At 50.5% G+C, this 25,873-nt stretch carries 24 protein-coding genes; 7 read left to right on the top strand and 17 right to left on the bottom strand.

The features are described 5' to 3' along the window. Positions 1-12: 12 nt before the first annotated feature. Together paaA and AYO36_RS12375 are read right to left on the bottom strand one after the other, a co-directional pair. Entirely contained in the window at positions 13-984 is a 972-nt protein-coding gene (gene paaA / locus AYO36_RS12380; protein ID WP_050678958.1) for a 1,2-phenylacetyl-CoA epoxidase subunit PaaA, read from the bottom strand. Between the two features lie 18 nt (positions 985-1,002). Beyond that, positions 1,003-2,280 carry a phenylacetate--CoA ligase family protein gene (locus tag AYO36_RS12375; RefSeq protein ID WP_064300604.1) on the bottom strand — a complete coding sequence of 426 codons (1,278 nt, stop codon included), beginning with the start codon at positions 2,278-2,280 and terminating at the stop codon, positions 1,003-1,005. Between the two features lie 331 nt (positions 2,281-2,611). Here AYO36_RS12375 and AYO36_RS12370 point away from each other — a divergent pair, with 331 nt between their 5' ends. The 7 genes from AYO36_RS12370 (at position 2,612) to AYO36_RS12340 (ending at position 9,465) form a co-directional block, all read left to right on the top strand. Continuing rightward, positions 2,612-3,013, top strand: coding sequence for a thioesterase family protein (locus AYO36_RS12370; protein ID WP_064300603.1), 402 nt, complete (start codon positions 2,612-2,614; stop codon positions 3,011-3,013). Positions 3,014-3,050: 37 nt separating this feature from the next. Next, entirely contained in the window at positions 3,051-4,193 is a 1,143-nt protein-coding gene (locus AYO36_RS12365; RefSeq protein WP_064300602.1) for a Glu/Leu/Phe/Val family dehydrogenase, read from the top strand. A 13-nt stretch (positions 4,194-4,206) separates the two neighbouring features. Next, on the top strand, positions 4,207-5,256 hold the full coding sequence (gene pdhA, locus AYO36_RS12360) for a pyruvate dehydrogenase (acetyl-transferring) E1 component subunit alpha (RefSeq protein WP_064300601.1): 1,050 nt from the start codon (positions 4,207-4,209) through the stop codon (positions 5,254-5,256). A gap of 1 nt (position 5,257) precedes the next feature. Then, a complete protein-coding gene (locus AYO36_RS12355; RefSeq protein WP_058265564.1) occupies positions 5,258-6,256 on the top strand; it encodes an alpha-ketoacid dehydrogenase subunit beta in 999 nt (332 codons plus the stop codon). 13 nt (positions 6,257-6,269) lie between these two features. Then, complete coding sequence (locus tag AYO36_RS12350; RefSeq protein ID WP_197484530.1) at positions 6,270-7,487, top strand: dihydrolipoamide acetyltransferase family protein; 1,218 nt, start codon at positions 6,270-6,272, stop codon at positions 7,485-7,487. A 1-nt stretch (position 7,488) separates the two neighbouring features. Continuing rightward, positions 7,489-8,886 (top strand): dihydrolipoyl dehydrogenase family protein, encoded by a 1,398-nt coding sequence (locus AYO36_RS12345; protein WP_064300600.1) that lies wholly within the window; start codon positions 7,489-7,491, stop codon positions 8,884-8,886. Positions 8,887-8,964: 78 nt separating this feature from the next. After that, entirely contained in the window at positions 8,965-9,465 is a 501-nt protein-coding gene (locus AYO36_RS12340) for a methylated-DNA--[protein]-cysteine S-methyltransferase (RefSeq protein ID WP_064300599.1), read from the top strand. Here the strand turns inward: AYO36_RS12340 and AYO36_RS12335 are convergent. The 15 genes from AYO36_RS12335 to AYO36_RS12270 form a co-directional block, all read right to left on the bottom strand. Continuing rightward, positions 9,439-9,849: a VOC family protein gene (locus AYO36_RS12335; protein ID WP_064300598.1), complete on the bottom strand. Its 411-nt coding sequence runs from the start codon at positions 9,847-9,849 to the stop codon at positions 9,439-9,441. The genes AYO36_RS12340 and AYO36_RS12335 overlap by 27 nt on opposite strands. A gap of 130 nt (positions 9,850-9,979) precedes the next feature. Next, positions 9,980-10,984: an aldose epimerase family protein gene (locus AYO36_RS12330; RefSeq protein ID WP_064300597.1), complete on the bottom strand. Its 1,005-nt coding sequence runs from the start codon at positions 10,982-10,984 to the stop codon at positions 9,980-9,982. After that, on the bottom strand, positions 10,981-12,477 hold the full coding sequence (locus tag AYO36_RS12325; protein WP_064300596.1) for a UDP-glucose--hexose-1-phosphate uridylyltransferase: 1,497 nt from the start codon (positions 12,475-12,477) through the stop codon (positions 10,981-10,983). Before AYO36_RS12325 ends, AYO36_RS12330 begins: the two co-directional genes overlap by 4 nt. Before the next feature lie 29 nt (positions 12,478-12,506). After that, positions 12,507-13,505 (bottom strand): UDP-glucose 4-epimerase GalE, encoded by a 999-nt coding sequence (galE, locus tag AYO36_RS12320; protein WP_064300595.1) that lies wholly within the window; start codon positions 13,503-13,505, stop codon positions 12,507-12,509. Further along, positions 13,506-14,678 carry a galactokinase gene (locus AYO36_RS12315; RefSeq protein WP_064300594.1) on the bottom strand — a complete coding sequence of 391 codons (1,173 nt, stop codon included), beginning with the start codon at positions 14,676-14,678 and terminating at the stop codon, positions 13,506-13,508. Further along, positions 14,675-16,798, bottom strand: a complete 2,124-nt coding sequence (locus AYO36_RS12310) for an alpha-galactosidase (RefSeq protein ID WP_064300593.1) — start codon at positions 16,796-16,798, stop codon at positions 14,675-14,677. Before AYO36_RS12310 ends, AYO36_RS12315 begins: the two co-directional genes overlap by 4 nt. A 14-nt stretch (positions 16,799-16,812) precedes the next feature. Then, positions 16,813-18,807, bottom strand: coding sequence for a beta-galactosidase (locus AYO36_RS12305; RefSeq protein ID WP_064300592.1), 1,995 nt, complete (start codon positions 18,805-18,807; stop codon positions 16,813-16,815). A 25-nt stretch (positions 18,808-18,832) separates the two neighbouring features. After that, the gene (locus tag AYO36_RS12300) at positions 18,833-19,618 is read right to left on the bottom strand and encodes a carbohydrate ABC transporter permease (RefSeq protein ID WP_023466970.1); all 786 of its coding nucleotides are present in this window, start codon (positions 19,616-19,618) and stop codon (positions 18,833-18,835) included. A gap of 13 nt (positions 19,619-19,631) precedes the next feature. Further along, positions 19,632-20,594 (bottom strand): carbohydrate ABC transporter permease, encoded by a 963-nt coding sequence (locus AYO36_RS12295; RefSeq protein WP_029343340.1) that lies wholly within the window; start codon positions 20,592-20,594, stop codon positions 19,632-19,634. A gap of 72 nt (positions 20,595-20,666) precedes the next feature. Beyond that, positions 20,667-21,977: an ABC transporter substrate-binding protein gene (locus AYO36_RS12290; RefSeq protein WP_050678942.1), complete on the bottom strand. Its 1,311-nt coding sequence runs from the start codon at positions 21,975-21,977 to the stop codon at positions 20,667-20,669. 29 nt (positions 21,978-22,006) lie between these two features. After that, entirely contained in the window at positions 22,007-22,489 is a 483-nt protein-coding gene (locus AYO36_RS12285; protein ID WP_055970124.1) for a hypothetical protein, read from the bottom strand. A 221-nt stretch (positions 22,490-22,710) separates the two neighbouring features. Continuing rightward, on the bottom strand, positions 22,711-23,871 hold the full coding sequence (locus AYO36_RS12280; RefSeq protein WP_064300591.1) for an ROK family transcriptional regulator: 1,161 nt from the start codon (positions 23,869-23,871) through the stop codon (positions 22,711-22,713). Between the two features lie 110 nt (positions 23,872-23,981). Continuing rightward, complete coding sequence (locus AYO36_RS12275) at positions 23,982-24,686, bottom strand: hypothetical protein (protein WP_023466965.1); 705 nt, start codon at positions 24,684-24,686, stop codon at positions 23,982-23,984. Between the two features lie 107 nt (positions 24,687-24,793). After that, positions 24,794-24,922: a hypothetical protein gene (locus AYO36_RS17135; RefSeq protein ID WP_255359383.1), complete on the bottom strand. Its 129-nt coding sequence runs from the start codon at positions 24,920-24,922 to the stop codon at positions 24,794-24,796. Positions 24,923-24,999: 77 nt separating this feature from the next. After that, positions 25,000-25,848, bottom strand: a complete 849-nt coding sequence (locus tag AYO36_RS12270; protein ID WP_064300590.1) for an MBL fold metallo-hydrolase — start codon at positions 25,846-25,848, stop codon at positions 25,000-25,002. Positions 25,849-25,873: the final 25 nt, after the last annotated feature.

Raw genomic sequence — 25,873 nt, 5'->3', positions numbered from 1 at the left:
TGCTTTCCCCTCTCATGCCTTCGTTTCAGCGAGTGCATCCCGTACCCAGGCGTTATTTTCATAAGATGTCCGGCGCAAGTCCAGTCGCTCTTTCGAACGTGGTCCTCCCCCTTGGATGATCGTCTTGAATTTTGTCCAGTCTGGCTGTGCATATTCCCACTGCCCTGTCTCTTCATCAAAACGTAACGTCGGATCCGGAATGACGAGTCCGAGTGAACGAATCCGTGGTACGTACTTCGTAAAGAAGTTTTGCCGTAACTCTTCATTCGTTTTCGTCCGAATCTTATAGGCGATCGTCACGTCCTGTTTCGATGTCCCGGTCGTCTCTTTCGAGGCTGGTCCAAAGAACATCAACAAGGATTCCCACCACTCATCCAGTGATTCCTGAATCATCGCCCGCTGTTCCGGTGTTCCTTCCGCGAGTGCCATGATGATCGACTCTCCGTGTTGCGCATGGAAGACCTCTTCCGCACAGATCCGTTGTAAAGCCCGTGCGTAAGGTCCATATGAAGCACCGAGCATGTTCGTCTGCGTGATGATCGCCGCGCCATCGACGAGCCAACCGATCACCCCGGCATCGGCCCATGACCGCGTCGGCATGTGGAAGACGTTGTGGAACTTCAATCGTCCTGTGAACAAATCATCCATCAAATCCCCGCGTGTCTTGCCATACGGTTTCATCAAATCCTCGACGACACGAAGCAACAGTTGTCCATGCCCCATCTCATCCTGGACCTTCGCCATGATGCCGAGCTTCCGGCGAAGTGATGGTGCTTTTGGAACCCATTCTTTTTCCGGAAGTGCACCCATGATTTCACTGATACCGTGCATCGAAATCAATTTAATCAGCGTGTCCCGGTAAAAAGCAGGCATCCAGTCATCGGCTTCGATTTTTTCACCTTGCTCGATCCGCTCCTTAAAGCGAGCCAATTTTTCCTCTTCCGTCAGTTGGACGGGTTCGAACAGTTGTGTTGCATCATACATGCTAGTTCCTCCTTTGAATCAGACGAGTGATGTCGAGCGTCGATCAACGATTCGAACGGCTTTCCCTTCCGATCGTGGTAACCCTTGATGCGGGTGACAGACGAGATCAATAGAAATGAGACATTCCGACTTGATGGCGTCACATATCGAACGCATTTGTTGCTCCGAGATATTTTCGAATTCGATATGTAGCTCAACGGCATCGAGTCCCGCTTTACGCACGAGATGGATTTGATAATGTGGCGTCACGTCCGGTTGTTGGAGCAAGACTCGCTCGATTTCTGACGGAAAGACGTTGACCCCTCGGATGATCAGCATGTCGTCCGTTCGCCCTTTGACACGTGACATCCGTGTTGTCGTCCGACCACAAACACACGCTTCGTGCGTGATCGATGCTAAGTCACCTGTCCGGTAACGAATGATTGGAAGCGCTTTCTTTTTTAAGCTTGTAAAAACGAGTTCCCCGACCATGCCATCTGGTACCGGTTCCCCCGTAACGGGATCGACGACTTCCGTAATGAATAAGTCATCCATGATATGCAGACCTGCCTGCTCTTGGCACTCCATCGCGACACCTGGTCCCATGATTTCACTGAGTCCATAAATATCAAATGCCTGTAGATCAAAGGTCTGTTCGAGTGTCTGCCGCATCTCTTCCGACCAGGGTTCAGCTCCGAAGATGCCATAACGCATGCTTGTCTTTCGTGGATCAATTCCCCGTTCGATCATGCGTTCTGCTAATCGCAAGATATAAGAAGGTGTCCCACAGATGCCATCCGGTCGGAAATCCTCGATTAACGTGATTTGGCGATCCGTGTTGCCGCCGGAAATCGGCAAGATCGTCATGCCTAGTTTTTCAGCACCTGCATGAAGACCGAGTCCACCTGTGAACAGTCCGTAGCCGTATGCATTGTGCAACAAGTCAGCTGGTGAACCACCGGCTAAGACTAAACTACGTGCCACGGCACCTGCCCAGTCGTCTAAATCTTCTTGCGTATACCCGACAACGGTCGGTTTACCACTCGTACCAGACGAGGCGTGAATTCGGGTGACCTGTTCTCGTTCGACGGCAAATAGCCCGAACGGATAATGATCGCGTAAATCTTGCTTGCGTGTGAAGGGAAATTTTCGTAGATCTTCGATCGTTTGAAAATCATGTGCCGTCATCTGCAATGTCTGCAGACGTTCTTGATAGAACGGAACGCGCGTGACGTGTTCCATCGTTTGACGTAATTGCTCCATCTGCAGCTGCTCCCGCGTTTGCGCATTCATCGTTTCGTGATGTTGATCGTACATACCTGCACCTCCTCATCATGTATACAATAATTAAACGGTCGTTTATTTTTAGTTATATGTTTAACGTACGATACGTTCACAATGTTGTCAATCTTGTTTTGTTAAATGCTCCCAAACGATTCTCACTTTATCACTTCAACGCACTTTATCAGTAAATCAATTGGCTTATAAAGCTATTTTCCATGATTGAGAGTCTTTTTTTGGAAAATATTTCTGAAATGATTTGCTCATTTTGTAACGGGTTGATAAAATATCGTGTGACAAGTGTTATACTATTTTTGGTAAGACCACTTGATTGAATGAGGATTCGTTGTAGTGAAGGGGGATCACGATGAAACCAGGTTTAGCTGTCGGGGATACAGCAGAGATTCAAGCGGTCGTCTCGCAAGATATGTTTGCACGGTTCGAAGGTCAATTGGTTCATCCAGCATACTCGACCGTGTCGATGGTCTACCATATGGAATGGGCAGCACGTCAACTCATCCTGCCTTACCTAGAGGCAGGCGAAGAAGGTGTCGGGGGCGCGGTTTCGTTGAAGCATCTTGGCATGGCAACAGAAGGCGCACGATTGATCGTGACCGCTACAGTAACACGCGTCACAGCACGTCGCGTTGACGCTGACATCGAAGTCCGAGATGGACAATCGATCATCGGTACAGGAGAAGTGACACAATTCATTTTAGAAAAAAGCCGGATTCAAGAAAAATTGCAAGTGAATGCTCCAACAAAATGAAAGCGCTTACTTATATTTGATAGAGGAGGACTCTACTATGAACATGTTAAACCCATCTACGAATCCAACGCTCTCGATCATGGAAAAAATCGCGGGTCACGAACAAGTCGTCTTTTGCAACGACCCTGTCTCAGGGTTACAAGCGATCATCGCCATCCATGATACGACGCTCGGTCCCGCTCTCGGTGGTTGCCGCATGGCGCCTTACACTTCTGTCGACGAAGCACTTGACGATGTCCTCCGCCTGTCACGTGGCATGACGTATAAATGCGCTGCCGCTGATGTTGATTTTGGTGGTGGTAAAGCCGTCATCATCGGTAATCCGGCGACAGATAAATCACCAGAGCTTTTCCGTGCCTTCGGTCGCTTCGTCGATTCGCTCGGCGGACGTTTTTACACCGGAACCGATATGGGCACGACGATGGATGATTTCGTTCATGCTAGCCGGGAAACGTCACGGATCGTCGGCATTCCGGAAGCCTTTGGCGGAAGCGGGGATTCATCGATCCCGACGGCTGAAGGTGTCGTCTATGGACTGCGGGCGACGATCGAGACGTTATTCGGTTCGGACGACTTAAGTCGCGCGACTTATGCGATTCAAGGACTTGGAAAGGTCGGCTTCAAAGTCGCCGAACAACTGTTACTCGCCGGTGCGACGATTTATGTTTCAGACGTCAATGAAGCCGCGCTCGCAGCAATCGTGACCCAAGCCGAAATGGCACCTGGCACAGTTCGCGTCGTCTCACCTCACGAAATCCATCTAACAGACGCTGATATTTTCGTTCCATGTGCATATGGCGGTGTTATTCACGCCCAAAATATCGCCCTCTTACCGTGCAAAGCCATCTGCGGTTCGGCGAACAATCAGCTTGCGGATGAACAGCTCGCGCACGTCTTGATGGATCGCGGCATCTTGTATGCACCAGACTATATCGTCAACGGTGGTGGATTGATTCAAGTCGCTGACGAACTGTACGGAGCAAATCACGAACGGGTTCTCCTGAAGACGCGTCACATCTATGACGCCGTGCTCGAAGTCTTCAAGGAGTCGCAAGCAGAGAACATCACGACGGTCGAAGCCGCGAACCGGATGTGTGAAAAACGGATGCAGATCCGGGCAAAACACAACAACATCTTCACGAATACGACAAAACCAAAATGGGATATCCGTAACCACTGAAGGAGGGACTGACATGGAGCAACATTTTCCGATTCAACGCATCATCGATGAAGAAGGTCGTATCATCGACGCCTCAAAAGAACACGATCTGACGAAAGAGCTCGCCCTCACCCTATATGAACAGATGCATCGGATCCGGACGTTCGACCGGAAGGCGATCAACTTACAACGCCAAGGGCGCCTCGGCACTTATGCACCGTTCGAAGGACAAGAGGCGGCGCAAGTCGGTAGTGCACTGGCGTTGTCAGAGCAGGACTGGTTATTCCCGACGTACCGAGATCACGGTGCGACGTTGACGTTCGGTGCCGACATGGTGCGGACCCTTCTCTACTGGAACGGTCGTGTCGAAGGTTGCGTGCCATCTGAGAAACACATCTTCCCTCCTGCCGTTCCGATTGCGACGCAAATTCCGCATGCCGTCGGTGCCGCGTGGGCGGAAAAACGAAAAGGTACGACGAACGTCGCGGTCGCCTATTTTGGTGACGGGGCGACGTCTGAAGGCGACTTCCACGAAGGAATGAACTTCGCGAGCGTCTTCCAAGCACCGGTCATTCTGTTCAACCAAAACAATCAATTCGCAATTTCTGTCCCGATCGAAAAACAGATGCATTCCGAAACGATCGCACAAAAAGCGATCGCCTACGGGATGCCGAGCGTCCGGATCGATGGGAACGATGCGTTTGCCGTCTATTTCACGATGCAAGCAGCCGTTGCGCGTGCCCGATCTGGTGGTGGACCAACATTGATTGAAGCCGTCACATGGCGATTTGGTGCGCATACGACAGCAGATGATCCAACGAAATACCGTGATCAAGCCCGCTCGCGTGACCGGGTCGATCCGCTCGATCGACTTGAACAGTTCTTAAAACACCAAGGCTACTTTGACGAAACCTGGATGCAACAGCTGCAGGAACGGCATCAAGCAGAAGTCGAAGCGGCAGTAGCTGCGATGGAGCAATTCAAGGCACCAGACGTCAATGACTTGTTCGACCATACGTACGCGACCTTACCGGTTGATGTTCAGCAACAAAAAGAAGCGTATCTGCTAGCAAGGGGGAAATGAAATGGCAACACCAATCAATCGTCAAACAGAGATGACACTCGTTCAAGCTGTCACGGATGCCCTGCGGACAAAATTGTCGGAGGATGAGACGACACTCGTCCTTGGAGAAGACGTCGGAAAAAACGGTGGTGTCTTCCGAGCGACGGACGGCTTACAGGAAGAGTTCGGGGAAGACCGGATCGTCGATACACCGCTTAGTGAAGCCGGCATCGTCGGTACATCGATCGGTCTTGCCATCAATGGCTTTAAACCGATCGTCGAGATTCAATTTCTCGGCTTCATCTACCCTGCCTATGAACAAATCATGACGCACGTCTCCCGGATCCGGATGCGGACGATGGGACGATACAGTGTGCCGATGGTCATCCGTGCGCCTTATGGTGCCGGCATCCGGGCACCGGAAATCCATTCCGACAGCACAGAAGCACTCTTTACATCGATGCCTGGTCTCAAGGTCGTCTGTCCGGCGACGCCATACGATGCAAAAGGGTTATTGATTGCTGCGATTGAAGATCCAGATCCCGTGTTGTTCCTTGAGTCGATGCGCAGTTACCGCTCATTTAAGGAAGTCGTACCGAGCGAATCATATACCGTTGAAATCGGAAAAGCGCGCTGCGTCAGCGAAGGAACAGACGTGACGTTAATTGCCTGGGGGGCAATGGTTCAAGTAGCTCAAAAGGCAGCAACGGCTGCACAGGAACGCGGCATCTCTTGCGAAGTACTCGACTTACGGACGCTCTATCCGCTCGACCGGGAAACGATCGCTGCTTCCGTTCAAAAGACAGGTCGTGCCGTCATCGTGCATGAAGCCGCAGCGATGGGCGGTCTCGGTAATGATCTCGTGACGTTGATCAACGATACGGCGTTTCTTTATTTACGGGCACCGATTGCCCGCGTGACCGGTTTTGATGTTCCCGTTCCGCTGTTCGCCCTCGAAGACCATTACATTCCGACGCCAGAACGTGTCCTTGCGACGATTCAGCGTACGGTCGAGTTTTAAGGAGCTGAATGCCATGATCGAAGTTAAATTACATGATGTCGGTGAAGGGATGACAGAAGGTGAAATCGCCCATTATCTCGTTCAAGTCGGAGACCATGTCACGACGGATCAACCGGTCGTCGAGGTCGCGACCGATAAGATGGTCGCCGAACTACCGGCTCCCGTCTCCGGAATCGTCAAGGAAATCATCATCCCGGTCGGTCAGACGGTGCAAGTCGGTACGACGTTATTGCACATCGAAGCAAGTAACGCTTCCGACATGCCAGTCGCGGTAACACCTGAAGCGTCGCCCGCTCCTGAACCAGCATCGGTTGCTGTCACCGCCCCACCTGTTCAAGTTTCTCCAGCAAAACGGGTCCTTGCGACACCATATACACGAAAAATCGCTCGTGATCACGGGATTGATATCGAAACTGTCACGGCTTCCGATCCATCAGGTCGCGTCTCGGAGGACGATGTGCTTCGCTTCGTCCAGACTGCTACTGCTCCACAAGAGACAGCTTCGCCGATCATTGAAGAGGTCACGTACCAAGAGATCTCACCGGAAACGATTCCGTTCCGCGGCATTCGCAAGCAAATCGCGAAAAAAATGACCCAGTCGCTGTACACGATTCCCCATGTCACTCACTTCGAGGAAGTCGACATGACGCGTTTGCTTGCACTACGTGCCGAATGGAAAGCAGCTGGACGAAACATCAACGTCAACGCCTTCTTCATTAAAGCCTTGATTGTTGCCTTAAAAGAGTATCCTGTCTTTCATGCCAAACTCGATGAAGCAAATGCATGTATTCGATTAGAGCAGGATTTCCACTTTGGCATGGCAACCGAAACACCGGACGGGTTGATGGTTCCGGTCATCCGTCATGCCGATCAGCTCTCACTGACGGAACTGCATGAACAATTGGTCGCGTTGCAACAACGTGCTCAAAACGGTGCCTTGCGCGCAGCGGACTTAAAACCAAGCACTTTTACGATGAGTAATGTGGGTCCGCTCGGCAGTACGGGAGCAACACCGATCATCAACTATCCGGAGACAGCACTGATTGCCTTCCATAAGACGAAAAAACGAGCCTGTGTCGATGAGAATGATCAAATCGTCGTTCGCTCGATGATGAATTTGTCGATGTCGTTCGATCATCGTGTCGCAGACGGGGCAACGGCTGTTGCCTTTACGAACCGATTCGTGTCACTGATTGAACATCCGACTACCCTACTTCTGGAGTTGATCTAACATGGTTGTTGGCGAACTTACACAAGAACGGGATCTTCTGATCATCGGTGGAGGTCCCGCAGGTTATACGGCAGCGATCCGTGCTGCACAAGGCGGTCGAAACGTTACATTGATTGAACAAGCTGAACTCGGTGGACTTTGTCTGAACCGAGGCTGTATCCCGTCCAAGGTCTATGCGCATGCGGCAGAAGAGATGTTACGCTTGCCGCATCTTGAAGACCTTGGATTCACCGCCCCTGCTGTCCATGATTTCAGTAAACTGAATGCTTACCGGAATCGTGTCGTGCAACAATTACGTCAAGGAGTGGTCGCCCTCTGTCAGGCGAACCAGATTGAGCATATCTCTGGTGCAGCCTCCTTCCTGTCAGAGGACCGGATCGGCGTCGAGTCGGGACATCAGTTCGATACGTACCGGTTCCAGGACGTCATCATTGCGACCGGCAGTCACAGCATCCAGCACGAGGAATCGTGCCGCTTGAATGCCGAACAGCTTTATCAACTCGAGCAACTACCAGAGAGCTTATTGATTATTGGATCTGACACGCTAGCACTCGAAGCGGCCGCCTGTTTCCATGCACTTGGGACAGAGGTGACGTTGTTCGCGGATCAATTGTCACTCGAACCAAGCCTTGAAAAGGAACTGAAGCGGACATTCAAAAAACAAAAAATCCGTCTCGTGTCGGATGTCGTGACACGTATCGAGGCTTCATCGGACGCGACCGTCACCGTCATGAAAAACGGAGAAGAAGTCGCCTATCAGGGTGCCTATCTGTTCCAGTCCCTTTCCCGGATCCCGAACAGTTTGACACTCGGTCTCGAACGGATCGGTGTGACGCTTGCAGAAGACGGAACGATTTCAGTTGACGCAACTGGACGAACGAATCAACCCCACATTTACGCAATCGGTGATGTCACACCGGGTCCACAGCTCGCCATCCGTGCGATTCATGAAGCGAAGCGGACGGCAGCGCATCTGTCCGGTCAAGACGTCGATTCAACGACACCGTATTATCCGACAGTTCTACGGACCTTCCCACCGATCGCTTCGGTCGGGATGACAGAACAAGAAGCAGTCGAAGCCGGACATGCTGTTCAGAGCGGACAGTTCCCACTGAATGCAAACGGAGCGACGACGATTGAAGGTGGCAGTGGGTTCGTCAAGGTCATCGCTGATGAGCAAACATCACTGATCCTTGGTATTCACATGATCGGGGACGATGCTCATCGTCTCGTCGGACAATTCACCCAAGCGCTGGAACTGACAGCAAAACGGGAGGATCTTCTCTTCCCTGTCATGGCCCATCCGAGTCGAAGCGAAGCCTTGACGGAATCGATGGAAGCCTTATTTGGTCAATCGATCCATCTTCCACCGCGGCAACAAGTCGGTTCGCGCGCGTAATCCAAAAGAGTTGCCTCTGCGTCAGAAGCACCTCTTTTGGATTCATCACTTCATTTCGTGTAGAAAGGAAAACATGTCATGGAACTGTACTTCACTCGTTTGCACTGGAATACGCATACGTTTCCGGTCGCTGCTACAGCAGATGGTCTCTGTTATGTCGGCGCTTGGGATGAACCGGAGGATTTATTCGACGACTGGTCGCGGAAACACTTCCCCCGAGCCGATCGGATTGCTTCTGATACCGCGCTTGCTCCGTATACGGAGCAGCTACTGGCTTATCTGAATCAACAGTCGACGACACTGTCCTTTCCAATCGCACCAGTCGGTACCCCGTTTCAACTTGAAGTCTGGAATGCTTTACGCGCGGTACCGTACGGTCAAACCGCCACCTACTCCGATATCGCGGAACGTCTCTTCCGCCCGAACGCGACTCGCGCGATTGGTACAGCAATTGGGAAAAATCGATTACTGCTCGCGATCCCATGTCACCGGATCATTGGCAAAAAAGGCGATCTGCTTGGTTATCATGGCGGTCTGAATATGAAGCGGACACTACTCGCGCTCGAGCAACGCCTCTGATTCTCGTCCCCCTTCTCTGAAAGATAGAGCGAACAGAATCCCGAACGGATCGCGGACTTGCGCATACCAACCTCCAAAGTCTGCTACATCAAGGGGTGTGACGATTTGACCGTCTGTCGTTAATCGTAGATACACTTGCTCGAGCTCTTCAAGCGACGTAAAAGTCAACAACAGATGGAGCGAAGAAGAAGTATTCGGTGCGGCACTCTCGTCCCAGAGCATCAATTCAAACGCACCATTGGATAAATGTGCGTGATAGACCGTATCTCCTGCTTCATCCATTATGATACGCCGACGTGTCATCGCAAATACGTTTTCGTAGTACACGGTCGCCTGCTTGGCTTGTCCCGAAAAAACGAGACAAGGAGTAGCGGCATACTGCATGGAAAGCCCTCCTTTCATTATGCTTTAGTATCACCTTTCGCACTTTTCTTCCCGATTTCCTTCTATACACAAAAAGCCCTACTCTCCTGTCCAAGCAGACACGGAAAGTGGGGCTTTTTCTTCGAATCCATCAAGACACTACGCCAAAGCGATAAGCTGTTTTCCAGTGATAGGTCTCACCGGGTGACAACAAGATTGATGGAAAATCAGATTCATGGACTGCATTCGGATGCACTTGCGTTTCAAGGCATAAACCAAGTGATGGTCGAGCAGGAACACCATGAACCGTATAATCGGTCAGCAGTTGCGTTCCGGTATAGAGCACGACCGCCGGCTGATTCGTCGTCACGTCGACGAAACGACCGGACACCGGATCTGCGAGTCGTAGTGTGTCATCCCGTAACACGAAGGGATGATCGTAGCCGTCTCCAACAGCAATCGTCTCGGGATGCTCAATCGTAATCCCGTCACGAATCGACTGACCGTTCCGGAAATCAAACGGGGTTCCGGAGACATCCCGTTGTTCTCCTGTCGGTAAGCCGTCTGACTGAACCGGTAAGTATCGATCGCTTGGTAACGTCAAGACATGATCTAGCACGTCTCGCTTCGCATCTCCCGATAAGTTGAAGTACGTATGATTCGTCAGATTGAGTGGTGTCGTCTGATCCGTCACGGCCGTCATCTCAAGCGTCAGTGTCGTTCCCTCTAATCGATAATGCACGTCGAGTGTGACCGTTCCCGGATAACCTTCTTCTCCATCCGGACTGTTCAAGCGCAAATGGAACAATGTATCCGTCGCTTCGATGACATCGAACCATGCTTGATCGAATCCGTGAATCCCACCATGCAGATGATTCGCACCGTCGTTTGCGACGAGCGGATAAACCTCTCCCGCTACTTCGAAGCGTGCTTGTCCGACTCGACCAGCGACGCGTCCGACGATTGCCCCGAAGTAAGGCGAGTGCTGTTGATAATCGTTCACCGTCTCAAGACCTAAAACGACACTTTCTAAATGACCATCCCGATCGGTCGTCCGGATATCTTGGATGATGCCGCCGTAGTTCCAGAGTGTCACTTCGATGCCTTCCTGGCGTAACGTATGTCGGATCAACTCTTTCTCAAGTAGTTGTGTCATCGTTGTTCCTCCACCGGTTGGCGCGTCACGAGTTGAACGAATCGCCCGAACGCCGCCTGACCTTCTTCCGTCTGTTTAAAGACGCCACAGTCTTCGAGACCACGTACGAATTTCGCAGCAACCGCTTGCTCGACGTACATCGTGACATCTTGACCGTCATATGCTTGTTTTAGTTCTTGCGCCCAGTCAGCATGAGCGACAGCTACTTCGTCGACTTCACCTGTGATGAACTGTTCGACCTGTTGCAACTCTTGGAGCAGGCGTGCCGGTAAGACCGCCAGTCCCATCACTTCGATCAAACCGATATTTTCCCGCTTGATGTGGTGAATATCGGCATGCGTATGGAAAATACCGTCCGGATGTTCTGCTGACGTCCGGTTGTTCCGTAAGACGAGATCGAGCTCGAATTGTCCATCACGTTGACGGGCGATCGGCGTCACCGTATTGTGTCGCGTCTCACCGGTATGTGAACGGATCTCTTGGCTCTCATCCGTATACGTCAACCACGTCTCATAGACGGTCGTCGCAGCATCGAGTAGTGCCGACGCATCTTCACTCTTCAGACGCAACACACTCAGTGGCCAGTGTAAGGTTTCGCCAGTGACTGTCGGCTGATCCGGGAACGTAAAGGATGTTAAAGCGTTTGCCCGGTCCATCGCAAACGTATAGCGACCGCCCTGATAATGATCATGCGTCAGGATTGATCCGCCGACGATCGGCAGGTCCGCATTCGAACCAGCAAAGTAATGTGGGAACTGCTCGACGAAGGCGAGCAGACGTGCAAACGCATCCCGATTGATGACCATGTCACGATGTTCCTGTGACAGAATGATGCTATGTTCGTTGTAATAGACGTACGGTGAGTATTGTAATGCCCACGGTTCTTCCAGCAGTGTCAGTGGAACGATTCGGTGATTTGCTCGGGCTGGATGATTCGCACGGCCCGCGTAACCGACGTTTTCGACGCACAACAGACAGGTCGGATAGTTCGACGTCGTCGGTACCTCCGTCCGAGCTGCTGCGATTTCACGTGGATCTTTTTCCGGCTTCGATAAGTTGATCGTGACATCGATCGTCCCATAAGCCGTCTCTGCTTGATAACGTTTATTTTTAGCAATCCGTTTCGTTTGAATATAGTTACTTGCTTGACTGAGCTGATAAAAATAATCCGTCGCCGCTATCGGTGATTCAGCGTACAGACGACGGAATGCCGCTGTCACGTCAGACGGACGAGCGACGAAGATATCCATCACATCTGCTGCGAACTGCTCTTTGTCTTCAAGACGCGCCGGCAACTGCCCACTTACGATCAACACTTCAATCATGTCATCCAAAATATCTGGAATCGGGCGAGATGGTACGTCTGCCTGTTCTTCAAAATCGGCTTGACCGACCCGCGCTAGAATCCGGTTCCGGGCGTAGATCGCATCTTCCGGTTCAATCAAGCGTTCCTGGATTGCTTGCGCTACTAACTGTTGGATGAGTTCATTCATCGCCGTCACTCTCCTCATACTGTCTCTCTTTAACGAACGCTCGTCCGGTACCCTTCTGGATTGTGCGCATGCCAATTCCAAGCATCACGGATGATCGTTTCGATGTCGGTGCGTTGTGGTATCCAGCCGAGAACTTCTTTTGCTTTGGCGGATCCGGCGATCAAGATACTCGGATCCCCTGCACGACGTTCAATGATTCGTTCCGGAATCGGATGCCCCGTTACGCGACGAGCTGCTTCGATGATTTCTCGCACGGAAAACCCTTGGCTTGAACCGAGGTTAAAGACTGCGCTGTCGTTGCCGTCTGCTAAATAATCGAGTGCTCGTATATGGGCATCGATCAAGTCTTCAACATGGATGTAATCGCGAATGCACGTGCCATCCGGCGTTGGATAATCATCGCCATAGATCGAAATTTCTGCCCGTTGTCGGTTGGCGACTTCAAGGACGAGCGGAATCAAATGTGTTTCTGGTGTATGGTCTTCTCCGATTTCACCTGTTGCCCGTGCACCGGCGACATTGAAGTAACGTAACGCGACGTAACGTAAGCCATACGCTTGTTCAGACCATCGCATCATCTTCTCCATCATCAGCTTCGTCTCGCCATATGCATTCGTTGGACGCGTTTCCGCTGTCTCGAGAATCGGCATCTGTTCCTGTTCACCGTATGTTGCTGCCGTCGAAGAGAACACGATCTGTTTGATGCCGTGAGCGATCATCGCTTCGAGCAACACTTGTGTCCCGTAAACGTTGTTATCAAAGTAGCGTAATGGTTCCGTCATCGACTCGCCGACGAGTGAAAAAGCAGCGAAATGAACGACTTGTTCAATCGTCTCTTCCGTAAAGACGCGATCGAGAAAAGCACGATCGCGAATATCTCCTTCATATAGACGTGCTTGCGGATGAACCGCTTCACGGTGACCGGATTGCAGATGGTCGATGACGACGACATCCTTTCCGGCATCAATCAATTGATAGACAGCATGGGAGCCGATATATCCAGCTCCACCTACGACTAACGTTGCCATTTAGATGACCTCCCGTTCGATTTCACGTGCTCCGTCACCGACCGTCGCCGTATAAAACGTCGCCGGGTATCCGATCCGTGCTTCATAGTGTTCGCCGACAGCTTGTTTGAACGCGTCGACTGCCTCGTCTTCAACGATCGCAATCGCACAGCCACCAAAACCAGCACCTGTCATCCGTGCGCCGAGCACGCCCGGTTGCTCCCAGGCGGCTTCGACGAGTGTATCGAGTTCAATCCCTGTCACTTCATAATCTTCCCGTAACGAGACGTGTGACGCATTCATCAACTGACCGAATGTCTTCAGTTCTCCCGCTTCGAGTGCCGCTAGTGCCTGAAGCGTTCGTTCATTTTCTGAAATCGCGTGTCGGGCGCGACGCATCAAACGTTCGTCTTCCCATGCGACTTTCGCAAATTCTGACGTCGTCCATTGTCCGAGCGCTTCTCGTGGCGTGAATTGATTGAGGTAAGCGAGTGCTGACTCACATTCCGCTCGGCGTTCATTGTATTTCGAATCCGCTAGTTCACGGCGTTTGTTCGTATTCATGATGATGATCGTATACCCCGTCAAATCGAGTGGGGCATACGTATAGTCAAGCGTCTCACAATCGAGCAACAATCCCGCTCCCGCTTTTCCCATACCGATCGCAAACTGGTCCATGATGCCACTGTTGACGCCAATATAACGGTTTTCGACTTGTTGTCCAAAGCGGACGAGATCAAGACGCGGAATCTCTAATCCGTATAATCGGTCGAGCAAGACACCGACGACGAGTTCAAGCGAAGCCGATGACGAAAGACCAGCCCCGTTCGGGATATCACCTTGAATCAGGATGTCGCATCCTGTATCGATCCGGTATCCTGCTTCTTGTAAAACTGTAATCATACCTTTCGCGTAGTTCGCCCAACCGTGCATCGCGTCATACGCGAGTTCGTCGAGCGTGACTTCGATGATGCCATCCTGCTCGAAATTCAACGAGTAGAAGCGGAAGCGTTGATCGTCTCGTTTTCGTGCGATCGCATGTGTACCGAACGTCAACGCGCACGGAAAGACGTGACCACCATTGTAATCCGTATGCTCGCCGATTAAATTGATCCGTCCTGGTGCAAAGAAGCGATGCGTCGACGGTGAGCCAAACCGCTGTTCAAATTGTGCTTCTAACGTCTGGTCTGTCATACGATCGTCTCCTTTGATTCGAGTAGTGAGAGCGCACGGTGGACTGGCTGAATCCGCAAGCAGCGGGCTTCATAGTCCGTCGTGTATGAGAATGTTAAGCCTTGTTGCATCAAATAAGCGCCGCTTAACGTCCGGTCCTCGACTTGATAACGCATTGCTGGGTCGAGTCCTTTTAGCTTGAAGTGATACTGATGTGTTCCGTATTGTCGAAGTGGCGCGATCGCAAGTAGGACCGTTTCTTCTTCTGATGTATACTGCATGACGCTTGGCGTCTGTTGTGTAAAAGCAGATAAGCGATACTGGATACCGCGTTGAATCGTCGGACGAATCGCTTGATATGTCTCGATCCAACCTTTTGCTTCCGCAAGTTCATCCGTTGACCACTCGCTTAAGTTACCACCAATGCCGAGTGTGCCTTGCATCGAGGAGACGAAGCGTGTCGCAAGCGGTACGTTGCGTCCATTTAACCAGTTCGGTCCGTCCGTCACCCAGCAACTCATCATTTTCGCATTGTAGGCATACGAGAAGTCGTGCTGAATTTGTAAGCGATCGAGTGGATCGGTGTTATCACTCGTCCAGACTTGTTCTGTCCGTGAGAGGATTCCAAGGTCGATCCGTCCGCCACCACCGGCACAGGCTTCGAAGTCGACCGTCGGATGCAAGCGACGTAATTCGTCAAAGATCCGGTACAATGCATCGACGTGACGTTTCCATAGTTCTTGCTGTCGATCCGTCTGGTCTTTTGGAACGCCTGGTTCCGAGAAGGCACGGTTCATATCCCATTTGATGTAGTCGATCGCATGACGCGTCAGCAAATCATCCATCATCTCGAGAATGAATTGCTCGACTTCTGGTAATCCAAGGTTTAAGACGTATTGATTCCGAGATGTCGTCCGAACCGCATCCCGTGCATGGTAAATCCAGTCTGGATGCGACCGGTATAGATCAGAATCCGGATTGACCATCTCAGGTTCGACCCAAAGACCGAATTGTAACCCTTGTTGTTTCACATACGAGATCAAAGGCTCTAGACCGTTCGGGAATTTTTCCCGATTAACGTGCCAGTCCCCGAGTCCCGCTTGATCGGAATGGCGTTCACCGAACCAACCGTCATCGACGACGAACAGCTCACAACCGATTCTTGCTGCCAGATCAACGAGTTCACGTTGACCAGATTCCGTCACATCGAAATACGTCGCTTCCCATGAGTTATAGAGAACCGGACGCTCCGTCGCTCGCGGCATGATGACGTCACGCTGGAACGCATGCGCATGGGCGCTCATATCCGCGAAACCGTCCGCATAGCCGATGTAGAACGTTGGTGTCGTCAACTGTTGTTGATGTGATAGTTTCCAACTGAAGTCAAACGGATTCATTCCACCTGACAGTTGGACAAAACCGAACGCATCTTGTTCGACATGAATCGCCCAGTTGCCGGAATAAGCAAAATGTCCGTAGACGACTTCACCGCTGTCTTCTGTCGCGTCCTGCTCGAGCGCGAACCAGGGATTCGCTTGGTGACTCGTCACCCCACGCCGACTTTCAATCGTCTGACGCCCTGATGTCACCGGTGTGACCTGTTTCTTGAACTCACCTGTCCACATCCCAGCGAAATGATGCAGTTTTAAATGCGGTTGATGCCAGCGTCCCATCGCGAAGGACTGGGCTGCTGTCAAACGAACAGGTAATCGTCCTGTGTTTTCGACGACGATCGAACGACCGATGATGTCATAATCAGAGAACACTTCGTACTGAACCCCGACACGCATCTCCTGCAAGGGATCAAACAGCCAGAGCGTCAATTTCGTTTCTGTCTGCTCGGATCGTTCAAACTGGAACTGGTGAATCCGTTGCCCGTCCTCTCGTTCCGACTTCAATGTCGGCTCCGTATACAACATCTCGCCGAATGGTACGAAATCGTACGTCGCGACGCCATCTGGTGATTCAAACGAACTGTGTGCGACGATCGGACTCGGTAACGCTTCATAATCATCTCGATATGGTAACTTGGCACCGAAATACGTGTGAATCAGCTTACCGTTCGCACCGATCGTGACGACGTGAGCGACCCGTTTCCCTTCGATGACGAAACGACGTCCTGCTACTTCAAAGATTGCCATGGTTCTCTTCCTCCTTACGTCGTCAGAATCAGTGTCTCAAGTGGTGCGAGCTGGACCGTTCCACGATATGTCTCATCTTTTGTCAATGCTTGGTATGTTCCGTCTAACGTGACGTCCCGCGTTTCTTTCGTGTCATGGTTCATCAAGAAGAGGAAATCACGTTTTTCGCCATGACGACGCACGATTTCGACTTGATCCGGCGCCTCGATCATCTCGATGCCGGCCTCAGTGAACGCTTGACGGTAAATCGTATCGATCATCGCATCATCAATCGATGAGCCGATGTAGGTAATCATTCCTTTATAGGCATTGCGCGTCACAGCCGCTACACCCTCATAGAACGTATCTTCATAGACAGCGAGCGTCTCTGCTGTCGTGGGTGTAATAAGATCACACCAGAGTCGGGCTGTTGAAGATTGTCCTGCCATCTCGCCGATGCCTGTCACCTGATGTTGCTGAACGGATTGGAGTGACTCATATTCGTCGATCTCGATGCCCGCATACGGCGCGAACTTACCCGGTAACGTCGTCGGTACGACATGATTCCGTGCATCCTTAACACCTGTCCGGTACGTGAAGATGACGTGACCGCCTTGTTCCATGTACTCAATCAAGGCGTCATCGAACGTTGGATTCGTTAAGAAATAGAGCGGAACGATGATCAGTTTATAACGAGATAGATCATCACCCGGGAAGACGATGTCGGTTGCGACTTGTTGACGAACCGCTCCACCATAGAAGCGGACGAACTCCGTCCGGAAATCAAACGCATCACTGTGTGGCTGGTGTGTCCACGCCCAGACGTTTTCTTGATCGAAATAGACACCGACTTTCGCGTCATAACGGCTCGCGTTGATCTCATCGCCATACGTATTCAGTTCCGTCATGATCTGTTTGACTTCTTCGAATTTCCGCTTCGGTTTGCCGTCATGATCGATGATGCCGTGACAGAACTCCTCTGTTCCGAAATGAGCAGCTCGGAAGCGGAAGTAGACGATCGCTTCCGCTCCCCGCGCGACCGCTTGGTATGTCCAGAGGCGAATATGTCCTGGTCGTGGCAAGTAACCGATTTTGCTCCAGCCTTGTGCGCCACTCAACTGTTCCATGACCCAGAACCCTTTTCCTTGCTTCGAAGAGCGGCAAAGATCGTGATCACTCGCCATCTTCTCGAACCGGTTCGGCTCCGGTAGTCCACCCCAGACTGGATAGTTATCGAACGCCACGTAATCGAGGTCTTGCGCCATTTGTTGCTGATTGACCGCCATGTCACTGTAGACCAGATTGTGCGTGATGAAGACGTCCTCTGGAATGTAGCGACGTAAGACATCAACTTGTAATTTGTTGTAGTACGTATAGCCGTCGGCACAGAAGCGATCGAAGTCGACGAGCAAGGATGGGTTGTGTTCCTGATAGACTTTACGTGGTACCGGGATTTGCTCCCACGCCGTGTACGTCTGACTCCAGAAGACGGTTCCCCACGCTTCGTTCAAGGCATCAAGCGTTCCGTAACGGTTCGCTAGCCAACGCTGAAAAGCAGCGCGGTCGACATCACCGTAAGAACGATCCGATTTCTCATGCCCGTATTCATTATCCGTTTGCCACCCGATGACACGAGGATGTTGACCGTATCGTTTCGCCATTTCTTCCGTGATCTTGACGGATAGACGCTGGTACGTTTCGCTGTGGACCGTATAATGGCGACGAGCACCAAAGCTGATCGTCACACCGTTCTCATCGACCGGTAAGATTTCTGGATACTTCGTACATAACCAAGCCGGTGGTGTCGCAGTTGGTGTCCCGAGTACGATATCGAATCCTTCCGCACTCAAGCGTTCGATGACGTCATCCCAAAAGCTGAAGTCATAGACGCCTTCTTCCGGCTCCATCATCGACCAAGCGAATTCCGCGAGACGAACGACGTTGACGCCAAGTTCCTTCATCAGTCGGAAGTCTTCCTCCCATAGTGCTCGTGGTGTTTGTTCTGGATAATAATCGACTCCTAAATACATTGTGCTCCCCCTTACGCAAAAACAATTATTTTACTGCACCCGCCGTCATTCCTTTTTGGAAGAAACGTTGGAAGAAGATATAGAAGATCATCGTCGGTAAACTGATCAAAACAAGTGACGCGTAGATTTTTCCTGGATCCCCACCGAGCGCATCTTTGAAGAAACTTGGTGCCATCGTCACTGTCTGATAGGCAGGATCCGTCATGAACGTAAGAACCATCAAGTATTCGTTCCATGAGTTAAGGAACGCATAGATTAAAGCTGTTGCGAGCGCTGGTTTTGCGAGTGGTAGCATGACTTTGAAGAACACTTCAAGAATCGTCGCCCCATCGATATACGCCGCTTCCATCAGTTCGTTTGGTAGTTCATCAAAGTATCCTTTGATGAGCATCAGACCGAATGGTAAGAAGAACGCAACTTCCGCTCCGATCAGTCCCCAGTGGTTGTTCAATCCGTCAAACGAACGGAGCGTGAAGAACAATGGAACGATCATCGAAGCGACGGGTAACATCAGACCCGCTAAGACCATGTTGAACAACAGGCGTTTTCCAGCAAACTCAAGTTTCGAGAAGGCGAACGCCGCGAATGCCAGAATCGTGATCGAGATGATGATCATGAAGAAGGCAACGAAGAAACTGTTGAAGACGAACGTTGGGAAGTTCGGGTTTTGCAGTGTCGCGATATAGTTGTCGAATCCATTGATTCGAAGACTCTCTTTGAACATGACGAAAATCGGGAATAACCAGACGATTGATGCCAGCACCAATACAAGGTTGATCATCCAGCGGCTTTTTTTAGATTCTACATCCATGGGTCGTTCCTCCTTAGTTATCCATTTTCTTTTGTACGCGCAATTGGAAGTACGTGATGAGTAAGGCAATCGTCAACAGGATGATGGCAACAGCACTTGAGTAACCGACTTCCTGTTGCAACATCGATTTCCGGAATAGATAAGTCGAAATGAACTCCGTCGACGATCCCGGTCCGCCGGCTGTCGTGATCCAGACTAAGTCAAACGTCTTCAGACCACCGATGACACCGAGGATCGAAAGTGTGAACGTCGTTCCTTTCAAGTTCGGGAAGACGATGCTCCACAGTGTCCGGAAGAATCCAGCTCCATCGATTTTTGCTGCTTCGAAGATTTCCTTCTCAATCGTCAACATCGCCATGTAGTACATGACCATTGAAGAACCCGTCCACTGGAAGATGTTGATTGCAATGACGGAATAAAGCGCGATATCCGGGTCACCGAGCCAGTTCTGTTCGAGGCTACCGAGACCAATTGCACGGAGGAACTCATTGATGTAACCAAACTGGAAATCATAGATTTGTGAGAATGCCGCACCGAGTACGACAGGGCTCAAGACGACAGGGAAGAAGAAGACCGACTTCATCGCCGTCCGCATTGGTCCCGGTGTATGCAGGAAGTACGCCAAGACAAGACCGATACCGGCTTGGATCGTGACTGTTAAAATCGTGAAGATGAACGTATTCTTCAGCGAGAGATAGAAGTCTGGATCTTGGAACATCTCAGCATAGTTGTCGAGTCCGACGAACGCTTTGTCAAACGAGATTCCGTCCCACGAGAAGAACGAGTTATAGGCGTTATAGAAGATCCCATAATAGATGAAGCTGACGACGAACAAGACGATCGGGGCAACGAAAGCCCATCCGACCATGTTCCGCTTCATGTTCTTTTTCTTCCTTGGCGCAGGCGTACGTGTCGCTACCGGCTGGAGCGGTTCTGCTTTTGGTTTAATCGGCAATTCCTGTCGCTCTGTCTGCATATGGATTCCCCACTTTCCTCAAGTCCAAAAATCAGGAAGTGGCACGCAGGCGTACCACTTCACTGTCGAGTCTTATTTCGCTGATTGATCCGCTGCGTCTTGAACGCGTTGTAATGCTTCTTTCGGATCTTGTCCTGTCGCGATGTTTTGAAGTTCCTTACCGAGGATATCGTTTAATTTTGTATCCCGGATACCACGGCTAGCAACCGCTTTTGCTAATGTGTCGTTCAACATCTTGTACGACTCTTTTTCACCTTCCGATGTGAAGGCAGCATCTGAATCGACTTTGACGTCCTTGATTCCAGGTGCCATCTCGAACTCACCCATGTAGACTTCTTGTCCTTTTCCTTGGCTCATGAAGGCGATGAACTCCGCTGCACCTTCTTGTTGTTTTGACTCTTTGTTGACACCAAGTGCCATGTCGATCGATGCGATGACGGGTTGCTCTGTTCCGCCTGCTAAGTTCGGGAGTGGAACGAATCCGAGCTCATCATCGATTTTCCATTTTTCTTTTTTCTCTTTCGTCGTCATCGAGTGTGCTTCCCATGAACCGATGACCCACATCGCTGCTTTTTTATCGAAGAATTGGTTCATCCCGTCATTGTACGTCGCTAAACCAAGTGCACCTTCTTGGAAGACTTTATCCTTGAAGAGGTCTTGCCAGATTTGCGCTGTTTTGACCATCTCGTCGTCTGTCCACTTCGCTTCACCCGAAAGAACTTTTTGGATGTAGCCTGGTGCCACTTGGTGACTGAGGACGTTGTAGACGTCGATATCGATCCACGCATCTTTTGCTCCGAGCATGAGTGGGATGACTTTATCGCCTGAGTCTTTGATCTTCTTGACTGCACTGACTGTTTCTTTGTAGTTCTTCGGTGGTGTCACGCCGTATTTGTCGAGCATCGTCTTGTTGTACATCAAGTACGCTTGACCTGTGAACCCGATTGGCACTGCATATTGTTTACCGTCGAGTGTCGTTTGTTCGATTCCAAGCTCGACGAACTTGTCTTTCCAGCCTTTGCCTGCTGCTTTATCCATGTACGAATCAACGGGTACGACACGATCCTTGTACTGCTGGATCATCGGTTCTTTTAGACCGATGATGTCTGGACCCTTACCTGACAACATCGCGACTTGTAATTGTTTTTCATAGTCTTCACTGTAGCGTTTGAATTGAACGACGTATTTGTCTTGCGATTCGTTGAACGCATCAACGACTGCTTTCCCCGCTTCTGGTTGTGGCGCCCAGCCCCACCATGTGACGATCGTCTTGCCGTCTTTCGTTTTCGTTTGTTGCTCATCTTCTCCACCACAAGCAGCAAGGAATGCGGATAATGTCAGGACAGATGCTGCAGCAACGAGTTTCGTTTTTTTGAATTTCATGTAAGAGCTCCCCTTTTATGTGTAAGTAGTCAAGCGTATCGTCTAGCGTGTTCCCCTTCAATTTGTGCTTGTTTGCACCATTCTTCGATCACCTTCGTCTGAATCGGCATTCCCTGTAGCTGAATCAATACGCGGGCAATCAATCGAAGACGGTACGCCAGCGTATCAACGTCCGGTCGGACGAAGAGATATAACTCCCCACCGAGGGTCAAACAACCGGCAGAGCGCATGTGTTGCATGAGTGCGCGTAATTCAATGTATCCGCTCTCATTTTTTCGAATGTGTAGCTCGGATGAACGGATCGTCAGGACCCCTTGTACCGATGACATCCGGAATTGAAACACACCGTCACGTCGTGGTCGGACGAGCACGATATCCTGCTCGTCTGTCGGGACATCGCCTGGACCCTGTTCTGTCATCTGTTGCGTCGACCGATGAAAATAAAAACCGCGGATTGCTCCGTAACGCCCGAAAGCTTCACGGTACGAAACCCATGGATCGTGTGGTTCCATTGCGCGATGCCTCCCTTTCCTGCTTCAGCTTGATTAGCCCCTGCTAACCTGCATCCACCTCCACTTAGTTGACCATGAACTTAGTAAATTAAATTTATTATCTAACTTTACATCGACTATAGCACATCACTTTTTATTTTGTAAACGGTTTCATTAAATTATTTTTGAATAACAAAGCCGATCCCATCTCCTGCTGGTTCGCAAGACATGGAATCGGCTTATTAAATCGTTTGAAATAAACTGTTTGTTGCAAGGGCCGCAGCACTGAGCGCTCCCTGTTTTTCACCCCACGGGACCATCTTGACATCGGTTTCACGTGAAGCAGCGGTCAACGCCGTGTGCTCGACCCGTTCCTTGATTTGATCAACGATCGTAGGTGCGAGCTCGAACATCGGTCCCCCAAGTAAAATCCGGCGCGGATTCAAAAGATGGATCGTATTCAAGACCCCGATTCCGATATATTCCCCCGCCCGTTCATACGCACGAACCGCCTGCTCGTCTCCCTTGTTCAATCGCTTGCGCAAATCAGCAAGCGTCGAGACTTGTGGATCAACGACAGCATAATCCCGTAACAATGCTTTTTCGCCTGCCAACGCTTCAAGACATCCTCGGTTCCCACACGAGCAAATCGGACCATCGAGATCAAGGCGCATATGTCCGACCTCTCCCGTAATATGATGTTGTCCGTCGACAAGCTGTCCGTCGAGCACATAAGCACCCCCGATCCCTTCCCCAGCATAGAGATAGAAGAATTGTTCGACCCCGACGCCTTCACCGAACAATAACTCAAACGAAGCGAGTGCCCGGACATCATTTTCGATGCAGACAGGATAGTCAAAACGTGCTTCGAGTTGTACCTTCAACTCAACATCATGCAGATGGAATCGTGGAGCAAAAAGAATGACACCTGTCTCCGGATTGACCATCCCGTGGACGGAGATCCCGATTCCGTGAATCGTTCCTCGTCCTTGTGTCTGTGCAATCAAGTTCTCGCATAAGCGACCGATTGCTTCAATCAGTTCTTCATTCGTCTCAAAGCGTCCCACGGCTTCGGACTCATGAATCGTGTTCCCACTTAAATCCGCAACGACACCGATGAATTGGTGACTTGTTGCATCGATACCAATGACATACTGTTCTGTTGCGACGAGTTCGAGCATGATTGGTTTTCGTCCCCCATTTGATACCCCAAGCTCTCGCTCCGTCACGAGTTGTTCTGCAATCAATTCACTGACGATGTTCGATACCGTCGGCTTCGTCAAGTTCGTCCGTTGTGCTAACTCGACCCGCGAAATCGGTTGATGCATCCGGATCAGCCGCAAGACGAGTGCTCGATTATAAGAACGCATCCATTTAGAATTACGCGGTGTTTCTTTCGCCATGTCCCCCTCAACCCCTTTGGTCTGTCTCTTTACTATCTTCGCATATTTTGTAAGGGATTTCACTGTCTCACACAAAAACCGTTCATCTGCTGAACGGTTTTTGTGCACTTTCATGCTTCATCGTATGGTTGTTCCAAGATCAAGACACGTGAACCATCCGGATTCTCGGTCAGTTCGATTTCGACGATGGCCTGACCGACCAGCAAAACGATCGGTTGAGACGGATCATTCTCGCGAAAGAAACCGATTTTTCCGTGGTGTGCATCCATATAGTCCGCATATAAAAATGTGCCGTTGACGTGTAACTCATCCTTCATGCGATTAAACGTCAGACGTGGCACACCGTACCAGGCTTCCCCATTCAAATAAAGCAATGGACGCTCGCCGACCGATTCATTCATCGCCCGTCGGACCTCGATCGCCCCCGTCGTATCGTAATACAATCGATCCTGACCACGTGTCGCGATGACGATCGGATGTTTTTGATACAAGACGACTTCTAAAATTTCATCTGCTTGTTCGACGAAATAACCAGTCTCATCCGACTGGGCAAAACTAATCGTATACAGCTGCATCCAGGACACAATATCCGTCACTTGAACCGGTTTATGAAAAAGCGCAGAAACAAGCAGTGTTTCTTGCGGAGTCACAATCAGATTGACGGAGATATCCGCTAAGCGGATCGTCCGGATTTGTGTCGAAGGATACGTATGGTCATAACTCGGAACAAGCATCGCTTCATAGTGATCATCCTTTTCGACCAGTTCAATCGATGGCATGCGTCGATCAAAATCCGCAATTTGAATTCGTTTCATCCGACATCTCCTCTCACCTTCTCGAACAGCCTCACGCAAGTTATTACCCAATATCTGGTTTTTGTGCACTCCCCTGAATTCAAAAAACCGGAACGCATGCGTCCCGGTCATTGTAGGTACAAATCATATAGTAGATATAGAATGCCTCCGACGATGATTAAAAATGAGAAGATGCCCGTTTTCCCAAAAAAGACGCGATCGACGGTTTCATCTCGTTCGAATCTTTGCTTCGTCATATAGTACCGCTCCCTTTAACAAGCTCGTAGTACTTCTCTTTTTCGACGTCTCGTATCCAATCCCTTGTTATGACCTGTCATTTCATTCCATTTGCAAAATAAATCAATGTTTCGGTCTCATCTTCTGTCAACGACCGTTCTGTCTCTTCGGCATATAAGGTCCGCATATCTTTCAGTCGTCCTCCGGTCGCTTCCGTTACGCGAATGGCTCGACGCAATATCTGAACCTCTTTTTCAAATTCTGACTTCGGCATCGCTTCTCCATGCGACCAGATATAATAGTCGGCATCTAAACGATCGAGTGTCGTTAGTAAACGCGTCGTCCGTTCGACCGTATAATTCCACTTCGGTGAAAAGATATCGGCATACATCGCGTCGCCTAAGAACACGACACGTTCTTCCGGAATGTAGACGAGTAGACTTCCCGGGGAATGATCGTTTTCGACTTCAATCAACTGACAGTGTACCCCGCCCAAATCAAGATCCAGTTTTCCTTCAAAGCCGATCGTCGGTAAAACGACTTCGATATCACGTGTCGAACCGAACTCGAGCTTGATCGCGTCCGCACAAAACGGAATCTCGATGCCTTGATCCATTCGTTCTTGTAACGCTCCATCTGTCCAAGCGTATGGTTGCATCTCCTTCATTCGTTCGATCGTTTGCTTGGTCGCGATTGACGGCAGACCGAGATGTTTCATCCCAAAAATATGATCCCAGTGCCAGTGGGTCAATGCCAATAAATCAGGTGATCCAAGATTGTGTTTCTTCATTTCTTCTAAGAATAGTGCTGCATGAACTGTCGAGTTTCCCGCATCGATCATCAATTGATGATTTTCCCCACGTACGACGGCGAGAATCGGGCGGTCCGTCTCGCTGACCGGTGTCTGATACCAAATCCGTGAAGTTAGTTGTTTGAAGTGTTGCATGCTCTACCTCCTTATCATCTGCTTT

It is taken from the genome of Exiguobacterium sp. KKBO11, assembly GCF_001644945.1.
Lineage (GTDB): Bacteria > Bacillota > Bacilli > Exiguobacteriales > Exiguobacteriaceae > Exiguobacterium_A > Exiguobacterium_A abrahamii.
The sequence above is the reverse complement of the archived record's forward strand: the minus strand, read 5'-3'. Positions and strand labels throughout refer to the sequence as shown.